Origin of the sequence: Pseudoxanthomonas sp. PXM04 (assembly GCF_014851695.1) — a bacterium.
Lineage (GTDB): Bacteria > Pseudomonadota > Gammaproteobacteria > Xanthomonadales > Xanthomonadaceae > Pseudoxanthomonas_A > Pseudoxanthomonas_A beigongshangi.
The window spans coordinates 20,624-32,229 of the sequence record NZ_JACVAG010000007.1; the positions used below are offsets into that span (position 1 = coordinate 20,624).

9 protein-coding genes are annotated in these 11,606 nt (G+C 65.4%); 5 read left to right on the forward strand and 4 right to left on the reverse strand.

The window, feature by feature from the left end; translation table 11 throughout:
- Nucleotides 1–42 precede the first annotated feature (42 nt).
- From IB228_RS16515 to typA, 3 genes are read right to left on the reverse strand one after another with little or no spacing between them, the layout of a single operon-like run.
- The gene (locus tag IB228_RS16515; RefSeq protein WP_192199238.1) at nt 43–1,656 is read right to left on the reverse strand and encodes an amidase; all 1,614 of its coding nucleotides are present in this window, start codon (nt 1,654–1,656) and stop codon (nt 43–45) included.
- A 53-nt stretch (nt 1,657–1,709) separates the two neighbouring features.
- Nucleotides 1,710–2,180, reverse strand: a complete 471-nt coding sequence (locus IB228_RS16520; RefSeq protein WP_192199239.1) for a DUF2127 domain-containing protein — start codon at nt 2,178–2,180, stop codon at nt 1,710–1,712.
- A 10-nt stretch (nt 2,181–2,190) separates the two neighbouring features.
- On the reverse strand, nt 2,191–4,020 hold the full coding sequence (typA, locus tag IB228_RS16525; RefSeq protein WP_192199240.1) for a translational GTPase TypA: 1,830 nt from the start codon (nt 4,018–4,020) through the stop codon (nt 2,191–2,193).
- Nucleotides 4,021–4,223: 203 nt separating this feature from the next.
- On the opposite strand from typA, the gene IB228_RS16530 reads away from it, so the two are divergent.
- From IB228_RS16530 to IB228_RS16545, 4 genes are all read left to right on the forward strand, one after another.
- Nucleotides 4,224–4,718, forward strand: coding sequence for a peptidylprolyl isomerase (locus IB228_RS16530; protein WP_183638651.1), 495 nt, complete (start codon nt 4,224–4,226; stop codon nt 4,716–4,718).
- Between the two features lie 172 nt (nt 4,719–4,890).
- Entirely contained in the window at nt 4,891–6,090 is a 1,200-nt protein-coding gene (locus IB228_RS16535) for a pyridoxal phosphate-dependent aminotransferase (protein WP_192199241.1), read from the forward strand.
- Nucleotides 6,091–6,122: 32 nt separating this feature from the next.
- Entirely contained in the window at nt 6,123–7,109 is a 987-nt protein-coding gene (locus IB228_RS16540) for a malate dehydrogenase (protein WP_183638645.1), read from the forward strand.
- A 20-nt stretch (nt 7,110–7,129) separates the two neighbouring features.
- The gene (locus IB228_RS16545; RefSeq protein ID WP_183638641.1) at nt 7,130–8,074 is read left to right on the forward strand and encodes a glycosyltransferase; all 945 of its coding nucleotides are present in this window, start codon (nt 7,130–7,132) and stop codon (nt 8,072–8,074) included.
- Here IB228_RS16545 and IB228_RS16550 read toward each other — a convergent pair.
- Complete coding sequence (locus tag IB228_RS16550; protein ID WP_192199242.1) at nt 8,010–9,473, reverse strand: hypothetical protein; 1,464 nt, start codon at nt 9,471–9,473, stop codon at nt 8,010–8,012. The genes IB228_RS16545 and IB228_RS16550 overlap by 65 nt on opposite strands.
- Before the next feature lie 226 nt (nt 9,474–9,699).
- On the opposite strand from IB228_RS16550, the gene prpE reads away from it, so the two are divergent.
- Nucleotides 9,700–11,601 (forward strand): propionate--CoA ligase, encoded by a 1,902-nt coding sequence (gene prpE / locus IB228_RS16555; RefSeq protein WP_192199243.1) that lies wholly within the window; start codon nt 9,700–9,702, stop codon nt 11,599–11,601.
- The last annotated feature ends 5 nt before the right edge of the window (nt 11,602–11,606 follow it).

Below are 11,606 nucleotides of genomic sequence, written 5' to 3' on the forward strand. Positions count from 1 at the left end.
GGCTCCCGGATGGTCGCCAGAACCGGGAAGGGAGTGGAGCGTTCAGCGGCGGACCGCCTGCGACCCGCGGGTATCCAGGGTTGGCCAGTACTCGGGGGGATTGCGGGCACGGGTCAGTTGCTCGTAGGCGTAGCCGAGTTCGATCAGGCGGCCCTCGCTCCAGGCGGTTCCCATGAAGACGATGCCCAGCGGCAGGCCATCGCTGTGGCCCATCGGCACCGTCAGGCTGGGATAACCCGCGACCGCGGCGGCGCCGTAGCCCGCACCCGGGAAGTGATCGCCGGCCTTGTGGTCGGTCAGCCATGCCGGACCGGTGGCTGGCGCGATCAGCGCATCGAGCCGCTGCGCCTTGAGCGCCGCATCGATGCCCTCCGGACCGGCCAGCCGGCGCGCGCGACTGCGCGCGCTGATGTAGTCGCTTTCGCCGAGGCCACCCTTGGCGTTGGCCATCTCGAACAGCTCCTGCCCGAAATACGGCATCTCCGAGACGCGGTACTGCTGGTTGTAGCCGATCAGCTGCGACAGGGTTTTCACCGGCGCGCCGTGGCCGGCGAGGTAGCGCTCCAGCCCGGCCTTGAACTCGTACAGCATCAATTCCAGTTCGGCCTCGTCCCATTGGCCATCGGTCGGGATTTCGGCATCGACGATCGTCGCGCCGGCCTCGCGCATCACCTTGATCGCGCCTTCCATCGCGGCGGCGGCGTCCGGGTGGATCGCGAGCTTGCTGCGCAGCACGCCGATGCGCGCGCCCTTCAATCCGTCCGGTTTCAGCCGCGCGTGATAGTCGAGGGTGATGTTCCAGGCCGCGTTGGTGGTGGCCGGATCGGCGGCGTCGCGACCGGCCAGTGCCGTCAGCAGCAGCGCCGCGTCCGCCACGCTGCGGGTCATCGGTCCGGCGGTGTCCTGGCTGAACGAGATCGGGATGATGCCGTCGCGGCTGATCAGGCCGACCGTCGGCTTCAGCCCGACCACGCCGCTGACCGCGGCCGGGCAGATGATGCTGCCGTCGGTTTCGGTGCCGATGCTGGCGGCGGCGAGGTTGGCCGAAACGGCGACCGCGCTGCCGGAACTGGAGCCGCAGGGATTGCGATCCAGCACGTAGGGATTGCGGGTCTGGCCGCCGCGGGCGCTCCATCCGGAAGTGGAATGGGTGGAACGGAAGTTCGCCCATTCGCTCAGGTTGGTCTTGCCCAGGATGACCGCGCCGGCCTCGCGCAGGCGCTTGACCAGGAAGGCGTCGCTGGCGGGCCGGAAATCCTTCAGCGCCAGCGAACCGGCCGAGTTGACCATCGGGGTGGCGTCGATGTTGTCCTTGAGCAGGATCGGGATGCCGTGCAGCGGGCCGCGCACCGCGTTGTCCTTGCGCTCGAGATCGCGCAGGGCGGCTTCCTTCATGGCGTCGGCGTTGATTTCGATGACCGAGTTCAGTTGCGGCCCGGCCTTGTCGATCGCGGCGATGCGGTCCAGGTAGGCGCGGGTGAGGGTGCGGCTGTCGAGTTCGCCGCGCTGCATGCGTCCCTGCAGGTCGTCGATGTCCAGTTCGGCGTAGGCGAAGTCCGTCGGCGCGTCGGCGGGCGCGTTGGTGACGGCGGCGGGCTGGCGCTGGCAGGCGGCCAGCATCAGGGCGGCTGAGAACAGCAGCGTTCGCGAACGCATGTGGCGGATTCCCCCGGTGAGCTAGCGTGAGGCTAGCAGGCCGGGAGGTCCTTTCAAACCCTGCGGCGCCTGTGCAGGTCGCGGCCGAGTATGTAGACCACGGCCAGATTGATCAGCAGTACCGCCCAGGTGTGCCAGCCGGGATGGTGGTACAGCGCGTACAGATCCAGAGGCAGGTACAGCGCCGAGCCGATGCAGCCCAGCCAGGAAGCCCACGCCCGGGCGCGCCACAGGCCCCAGGCTTCAGCCAGTCGCATGATCGCGTACAGCACGACCACCAGGACGGCCAGGTGGACCGCTTCGGGATTGATGGCGTTGAGCAGCGACGGCAGGGTGCCGTGCTCGGTATCGAGGTGGAAGCGGGCGATCATCGCCTCCACCCAGTGCCGCAGCGGCTGCGGTCCCAGCAGCGCCAGCCCGGTCGCGGCGGCCAGCGCCAGTACCCCCTTCAACCCCTCGAACAGGGCGATGACGTGCAGGCCCGGATGCGCCTTGGGATCCGGGTTGTAGGGGGCCTCGACCATCCGTGGGCGATCAGGCGGCGCGCGAGGCGCGCTTGCGATCGCTTTCGGTCAGCATCTTCTTGCGCAGGCGGATTTCCTTCGGGGTGACTTCCACCAGTTCGTCGTCCTCGATGAAATCCAGGGCCTGTTCCAGCGAGTACTTCAGCGCGGGGGTCAGCTTGATCGCGTCGTCCTTGCCCGAGGCGCGCATGTTGGTCAGCGGCTTGGGCTTGATCACGTTGACGGTCAGATCGTTGTCCTTGGAATGGATGCCGACCAGCTGGCCTTCGTAGACGTTGTCGCCTTCGGCGGCGAACAGGCGGCCGCGCTCTTCCAGCGGTCCCAGCGAGTAGGCCGGGGTGACGCCGGGGGCATTGGCGATCATCACGCCGTTCTGGCGCTTGGCGATCGGGCCGGTTTCCTTCGGACCGTAGTGGTCGAACACGTGGAACAGCAGGCCCGAACCCTGGGTGAGGGTCCTGAACTCGTTCTGGAACCCGATCAGGCCGCGCGCCGGAATCGTGTAGTCCAGGCGCACGCGGCCCTTGCCATCCGACTCCATGTTCTTCAGCTGCGCCTTGCGGGTGCCCAGCTTTTCCATCACGCCGCCCTGGTGCACTTCCTCGATGTCGACCACCAATTGCTCGACCGGCTCCATCAACTGGCCGTCGATTTCCTTGATGATGACTTCCGGGCGCGACACCGCCAGCTCGAAACCTTCGCGGCGCATGGTTTCGATCAGCACCGACAGGTGCAGTTCGCCGCGGCCGGAGACCAGGAACTTGTCGGCGTCGGCGGTCTCCTCGACCTTCAACGCGACGTTGTGCAGGGTTTCGCGCTCGAGGCGTTCACGCAGCTGGCGGCTGGTGATGAACTTGCCGCCGGAGAAATCCTTGTGGCCGGCGAACGGCGAGTTGTTGACCTGGAAGGTCATGCTGATGGTCGGCTCGTCCACGGTCAGTGCCGGCAGCGCTTCCGGGGTGTCCAGCGCGCACACGGTATCGGAGATGCTCAGGTCCTGGATGCCGGCGATGGCGACGATGTCGCCGGCCTCGGCTTCCTCGACCTCGATGCGCTCCAGGCCCATGAAGCCCAGCACCTGCACGATCTTGCCCTGGCGCTTCTTGCCTTCGCGATCGACCACGCTGACCGGCTGGTTCTTCTTGACCTTGCCGCGCTGGATCCGGCCGATGCCGATCAGGCCGACGAAATTGTTGTAGTCCAGCTGGCTGATGCGCATCTGGAACGCGCCTTCCGGATCCACCGACGGCGCCGGGACGTGCTTCATGATCGCTTCGTACAGCGGGGTCATGTCGCCGTCGCGGGTGGTGTCGTCGAGGCTGGCGTAGCCGTGCAGCGCCGAGGCGTAGACGATCGGGAAGTCCAACTGTTCGTTGGTGGCGCCCAGCTTGTCGAACAGATCGAACACCTGGTCGATGACCCAGTCCGGACGCGCGCCGGGGCGGTCGATCTTGTTGACCACGACGATCGGCTTGAAGCCCATCGCGAACGCCTTCTGGGTGACGAAGCGGGTCTGCGGCATCGGGCCGTCCATCGCGTCGACCAGGATCAGCACCGAGTCGACCATCGACAGCACGCGCTCCACTTCGCCGCCGAAGTCGGCGTGCCCGGGGGTGTCGACGATGTTGATGCGGTTGCCCTGCCAGGTGATGGCGGTGTTCTTGGCCAGGATGGTGATGCCGCGTTCCTTTTCCTGGTCGTTGCTGTCCATCACCCGCTCGGCAAGCACCGTGCGCTCGGACAGGGTGCCGGACTGCTTCAGCAGGCAGTCGACGAGAGTGGTCTTGCCGTGGTCGACGTGGGCGACGATGGCGATGTTGCGGAGATTCTGGATGGACATGCGGAAAAGCGCGCCAGTGTGCGCGCAGGGGCTGTGGAGGAATGGGGCGTATTATAACGGGTTACGTCCCCGCAATTAGCGTCCGGGCGTCCTGGCTGAACGGGCCGGGGCTGGAAACGGTGCCAACGGCCCCCAGATTCGGGCCAGGCCCGGTTTCCGGACCCCCGGCCCCCTGAACCCCTGTCCCGTATCTGGAGCTCCCGATGTCCCTCATCGCCACTTTCGACACCTCCCGCGGCCCCATCAAGGTCGAGCTGTACCCCGACAAGGCCCCGCTGACGGTCGCCAACTTCGTCAACCTGGCCAAGCGCGGCTTCTATGACGGCCTGAACTTCCACCGGGTGATTGCCGATTTCATGATCCAGGGCGGCTGCCCCGAGGGGTCCGGCCGCGGCGGCCCGGGCTACCGGTTCGAGGACGAGACCAACAACGGCGTGCGCCACGACCGCGGCGTGCTGTCGATGGCCAATGCCGGCCCCAACACCAATGGCAGCCAGTTCTTCATCACCCACGTGGCGACCCCCTGGCTGGATGGCAAGCACACCGTGTTCGGCAAGGTCCTGGAGGGCCTGGACGTGGTCGACGCGGTCCAGCAGGGCGACCTGATCAACCGCCTCACCATCGAGGGTGACGCCGACGCCGTGTTGGCCGCCAAGGCCGACCGCGTGGCCGAGTGGAACCGTTACCTGAGCGCCTGACCCGCGCCGGCCGTGCGCTCCCCCGGTCGGGGGAGCCTCGGCTACGACCAAGGGAGGAGGCCGGACCCTCCGATCCACCCCGGCCGGACCGGGGCGGCGTGGTAAAATTCCGCGCCGCAAAAAACGGCGCACGCACGTTCCTCCCGCGAAACATCCCCTGCGAGGTAATGCAATGCCCCAGCTTGCCCGGCGCACCGGTCGCGCCAAGCCCAGCGCGATCATGGCGGTCGCGGAAAAGGCGAAGAAGCTCAAGGCCGAAGGCCGCGACATCATCAGCTTCTCGATCGGCGTACCGAATTTCCTGCCCGGCGAGCATGTCTACGAGGCCGCGCGCAAATCGCTGGACAAGGATTCCGGCCAGTACGGTTCCAACCGCGGTACCGACGCGCTGCTGGATGCCTTCCTGCATCATCTTGAAGGCAGCGGGCTGACCGGCTACACCCGCCGCAACATCGTCGCCGGCGTCGGCGCCAAGCACGTGCTGTACAACCTGGCCGAGGCGCTGCTGGACGAGGGTGACACCATCGCCTATCCGACCCCGTACTGGACCACCTACCAGGACATCGCCGACATCGTCGGCGCGGTGTCGCTGAAGCTGCCGTGCCCGCCCGAGCAGAACTACAAGCTCACCCCGGAACAACTGGACGCCGCGCTGGCGCAGAAGCCCAAGGTGTTCCTGTTCAACAACCCGTCCAACCCGACCGGCATGGTCTATTCGAAGGACGAGGTCGCGGCGCTGGCCGAGGTGGTGGCGCGCCATCCGGACACCTGGATCCTGCTGGACGACATCTACAACCGCCTGGTGTTCGATGGCGTGGGCTACCACAACTTCCTGCATTTCCGTCCGGAACTGCGCGAACGCACCGTCGTCATCGACTCGCTGTCCAAGACCTACGGCATGCCGGGCTGGAGGGTCGGCCTGATCGCCGCGCCGGAGAACGTCGCCCAGGCGCTGGTGGCGCTCAACTCCAACCACATCACCAACTTGCCGGAAGTGGTCACCGCCGCGGCGGTCGCCGCGTTGACCGGCCCGCAGGACATTCCGCAGCGCAAGTGCGCCGAATTCGCCGCCAAGCGGGATCGCGTGCTGGCGGCGCTGGCCGGGATTCCGGGCGTGGTGTGCCCGCGTCCGGAAGGCGCGTTCTATGCGTTCCCGGACATCTCGGTCGCGTTCGGCAAGACCCATGATGGCGTGGTCATCCACAACGACGTGGACTTCTGCAACGCCCTGCTGGAAGCCAAGGGCGTGGCCTGCGTGCCGGGTTCGGCCTTCGGCGAACCGCGCGCGCTGCGCATTTCCTACACCTGTGCCGACGCCCAGCTGGATGAAGGCCTGTCGCGCATCCAGGCCTTCTTCGCCGAACTCGCGTGAGTCCGGCTTTCCTTTCCCTCGGAGACAACCCCATGAAGACCCCCGTCCGTGTTGCAGTCACCGGCGCCGCCGGCCAGATCGGTTATGCCCTGCTGTTCCGCATCGCCTCCGGTGAAATGCTTGGCAAGGACCAGCCGGTCATCCTGCAGTTGCTGGAGCTGCCGATCGACAAGGCCCAGGCCGCGCTGAAGGGCGTGATGATGGAGCTGGAAGACTGCGCGTTCCCGCTGCTGGCCGGCATGGTCGGCACCGACGACCCGGAAGTGGCGTTCAAGGACGCCGACGTGGCCCTGCTGGTCGGCGCGCGTCCGCGCGGCCCGGGCATGGAGCGCAAGGACCTGCTGCTGGAGAACGCCAAGATCTTCACCGCCCAGGGCGCCGCGCTGAACAAGGTCGCCAGCCGCGACGTCAAGGTGCTGGTGGTCGGCAACCCGGCCAACACCAATGCCTACATCGCCATGAAGTCGGCGCCGGACCTGCCGGCCAGGAACTTCACCGCGATGCTGCGCCTGGACCACAACCGCGCGCTGAGCCAGCTGGCCAACAAGGCCGGCGTGGCCGTGGGCGACATCGAGAAGCTGGTGGTGTGGGGCAACCATAGCCCGACCATGTACCCGGACTACCGTTTCGCCACCGCCAACGGCGTGTCGCTGAAGGACAAGATCAACGACGCCGACTGGAACGCCAACACCTTCATCCCGCAGGTCGGCAAGCGCGGCGCCGCGATCATCGAGGCGCGCGGCCTGTCCTCGGCCGCTTCCGCCGCCAACGCCGCCATCGACCACATCCGCGACTGGGTGCTGGGCAGCAACGGCAAGTGGGTGACCATGGGCGTGCCGTCCGACGGCAGCTACGGCGTTCCGGAAGGCGTGATCTACGGCGTGCCGGTGATCACCGCCAACGGCGAATACACCCGCGTGGAAGGCCTGGAAGTCGACGCGTTCAGCCGCGCCGCGATGGACAAGACCCTGGCCGAGCTGGAAGAAGAGCGCGCCGGCGTGGCGCACCTGCTGGGCTGAGTCATCAATAAGGAAGAAGTATGGGTTCCCCCCGCGTTGCAGTACTCGTGCCGTGTTACAACGAAGCCATCACGATTGAGCGGGTCGTCGCCGATTTCCGGAAAGCACTTCCGGAAGCCGTGGTGTATGTCTTTGACAATGATTCGGAGGACGACACCGCGGAGCGAGCTCAAGCGGCGGGGGCTCGTGTCGGGCACGTCAGGTTGCGCGGTAAGGGACATGTTGTTCGTCGTCTCTTCGCTGATATCGATGCTGATATCTACGTGTTGGTGGACGGTGACGATACCTATTCGGCTGCCTGTGCCCCCCGTTTGATTGGACGCCTGCGGGAGGGGCACGACATGGTGGTGGGCGTGCGCGAAGCGACAGGCGTCTTGGCCTATCGGGCGGGGCACGCGTTCGGAAACAGCCTGCTGACGGGATTCCTGGGCTGGCTGTTCGGCCGGCCATGTCGGGACATCCTGTCCGGATACCGTGCTTTCTCGCGCCGATTCGTCAAAAGTTTTCCGGCGCAGTCTGGCGGGTTCGAAATAGAAACGGAACTGACAGTTCATGCGCTTGAATTGCACATGTCGATCGGTGAAGTTCCCACACCATACAAGGAGCGGCCCGAAGGCTCGGTAAGCAAGCTGAGCACCTGGCGCGACGGATTCCGCATCGTGCGCACGATGTTGAAGTTGTTCAGTACGGAACGACCCATTGCCTTCTACGGTGCGCTCAGCCTGTCCACGGCGCTGCTCGGGTTCTTGCTGGGATTGCCGCTGCTACTGACTTACCTTGAAACAGGATTGGTGCCGCGCATTCCGACCGCCATCCTCGTGACTGCTTTGGCCGTGGTCTCTATGCTGGCCATGGTTGCAGGGCTGGTGCTGGATGCAGTGGCAAGGGGGCGCCGCGAACTCAGGGCGCTGGCTTACCTGCGCTGGCCGTCTCCAGCCGAGAAACGGTCCGATATCGGGAATTGAACGCTGCATCAATTAATACCGCGATGTTGGCAAGCATGAACCACGGCAGTGGATGGATATAGCGGAAAGAGACGATATGGGCGAACAGCAGGTGGGAAGCGACAAGACCGACTGATGCCAGCCCAAGCAGGAAGAACTGAGGCCGCCGTGGCGTGCGCCAGCCGGCGACGAGCGCAAGGAGCGCAATGGGTACCAAGCCGAACAGGCAAAATACCAGCCATCGATATGAAGCCGCGAAAAAGCGGCGGGCAGGGGTCTCGAGCGTATTGATTCCCCTGGCGTCCCACTCCAGCCAACCTTGCACAAGTTCCAGCGCACGTTCATCCGGGGCTATCGCGCCGATGTCGTCTTGCATTCGCCAGTAGACACGGGTCATGTCGAAGTAGCCACCCAAGGTCTCCAGGTTGATCTCCAGCAAGCCGAGGGGATTGGAAAGCATGGCCCGCCGCGTAATCGTGCGGGCGACCAGCTCGGGGTTGGGACTGTCGTTCTCCAATTCGTGCCAGAGTCCTTGGCTGGACCAGATGTGATTGCCGCGCTGCCAGTGATCCGACAGTGGAAGTTGGACCCGCTTGAGGATATCCCCGGATACTCCGGTGCCTTCGAAATGCTCAGATTGGATGAGCGGTGCAACCAGGCCGATTCGCATCATCCCGGTGAGGGCGAGGTAACCGGGCGGACACTTGAAGGCGATGCCATAGATCTGGGTATACGCCACATGCGACGCGGCCAACGTTCCCAGCGCAATAGCAAGTGACCCCAGTCGCTGACGCCACGCCTTCTGGGGTTTCTCGTGCTTGTCGACGAGCCAGTACTTGACCCAGGGAACGACCAGACCAAGGCCGAGTACGACGGGTAGCAGGCTAGTGCGGAAATTCGCGGCGAGCAGACCAAGCATGCAACTGAACAGGTACCAGCGGAGTTTCCCCACAGTGAGAAAACGGGAAAGCGCCAACACGGTCAGGACTAGGGCGAACTGCCCCGCCGTTTCCGCCATCACCATCCGCTCGAAGAAGATCTGTGCCGGTTCGGCAGCATAGAACACGGTGGCAAGCAGACAAATCCAGAAGCGCAGCGCGAGGATATGGCGCAGGAAATGGAAAAGGAGTAGTGCAGTGGCGGCGGACAGAGCGGTCTGCAGTGCCAGAATCGCAATGGGCGAGTGCAAGGGGAAGGCCGAGAAATGCAGCAATACGCCATACAGGAACGAACGTCCCGGGCTTGGACTCAGCCAAGCGCCTGTCTGCAGATAGACCATCGAATCGCCCATGTAGAGGCGCAAGGTATGGTCAACCAGGAGCCAGCCGCCCTTGATCAGCAGTACTAGAATTGCTGCAGCAAGCCATTCCCTGCGATGGCGAAGGAGTGCGGGCGGGTGCGTGGACAGTGGATCGCTCATCTTCTCATTCTGCCGTTTTCACATGCGAACCGCTATCAACAGACCGCTGATCGGGATGCAACGACAGCGACAGACCGCCCGCTGGTGGCCTCGGGCGGTACCTGGGAGGCGTCACGCGGCCCATGACCTGGGAGTGTGGCGTCCCCGGTGAGCATTTGACCAAAGTCGGAAGGTGGGATGGTGTCGGCGGGACTATGCTGCGGGCAATCGGACAGGAGATCGCCGCATGGGGTACGAAGACGTCTATCGCCGGTCGATCGACGAGCCGGAAGCCTTCTGGGGTGAGGAGGCGCGCGCCATCCACTGGCATGTGCCGCCGCGGCAGGTGCTGGACTATTCGAAGCCGCCGTTCCGGCGCTGGTTCGTGGGTGGCCAGACCAATCTCTGCTACAACGCGGTGGACCGGCATCTGCCCGAACGCGCCGATCAGCTGGCGCTGGTGGCGGTGTCCTCCGAAACCGGCACCACGCGCGAGATCAGCTACCGCGAACTGCATCGCGAGGTGAACGCTTTCGCCGCCATCCTCCAGCGCCTGGGCGTGGGGCGTGGCGATCGGGTGGTCATCTACATGCCCAACATGGCCGAGGCGGTGTTCGCGATGCTCGCCTGCGCGCGCATCGGAGCCATCCATTCGGTGGTCTTCGGCGGTTTCGCCGCGCACAACCTCGCGCTGCGCATCGACGATGCCCAACCCAGGCTGTTGATCGCCGCCGATGCCGGCATGCGCGGCGGCAAGGTCATCCCGTACAAGCCGCTGGTCGACGAAGCCTGCGCGAAGGCGGCCACGCCGCCGCCCAAGGTGCTGATTGTCTCGCGCGGACTGGATCCGGCCGAACCGAGGATGGCGGGGCGCGACGAGGACTACGCCACGCTGCGCCAGGCGGTCGGCGACGAGCAGGTGGACGTGGCATGGCTGGAATCCAACGAGCCCAGCTACCTGCTGTATACCTCCGGCACCACCGGCAAGCCCAAGGGCGTGCAGCGCGATGTCGGCGGCTACGCGGTCGCGCTGGCGCTGTCGATGCGCACGGTATTCGACGTCGCGCCGGGGCAGGTGATGTTCTCCACCTCCGACGTCGGCTGGGCGGTCGGACACTCGTACAACGTCTATGGGCCGCTGATCGTCGGCGCCACTTCGGTGTTGTACGAAGGCCTGCCATTCCACCCGGATGCCGGCATCTGGTGGTCGCTGTGCGAGAAGTACGGCGTGCGCACCATGTTCTCTTCGCCGACCGCGATCCGGGTCCTGAAGAAGCACGATGTCGATTTCATCCGCCGGCATGATCTGTCGAAGCTGCGATACCTGTTCCTGGCCGGCGAGCCGCTGGACGAACCGACCGCGCACTGGATCAACGACGCGCTGGGCAAGCCGGTCATCGACAACTACTGGCAGACCGAGACCGGCTGGCCGGCGCTGACGCTGCTGCCGGGCCTGGACATGAAGCCGGTGAAGTTCGGCTCGCCCGGTTTTCCCAATCTCGGGTACCGGATGAAGGTCATCGACGAAGGCACCGGCGCGGAAGTCGGGCCGGGCGAGAAGGGCGTGCTGGTCATCCAGCCGCCGCTGCCGCCGGGTTGCATGACCACCATCTGGAATGACGACGCCCGCTTCCTGTCCAGCTATTTCAGCCACTTCAAGGAACTGCTGTACAGCTCGCTGGACTGGGCCATCCGCGACGAGCAGGGCTACACCTTCATCCTCGGCCGCACCGACGACGTAATCAATGTCGCCGGCCATCGTCTGGGCACGCGCGAGATCGAGGAATCGGTGTCCGGCTTTCCCGCCGTGGCCGAGGCTGCGGTGATTGGTGTCAACGACGAACTGAAAGGGCAGGTACCGGTGGTATTCGCGACGCTGCGGCAGGCGACCGAGGAACCGCACGAACGCGTGCGTGCGGCCGAAGGCATGCGCCGTACCGTGGAACAGAGCCTGGGCGCGGTGGCGCGGCCGGCGCGCGTGTACATCGTCAATGCGTTGCCCAAGACCCGTTCCGGCAAGCTGCTGCGGCGTTCGTTGCAGGCGCTGGCGCAGGGCGCGGATCCCGGCGACCTTTCCACCCTGGATGATCCGAACGCGCTGGAGGAAGTGAGGAAGGCGCTGCAACGCGGGCCGGAGGCCGGCAACTGATGCCG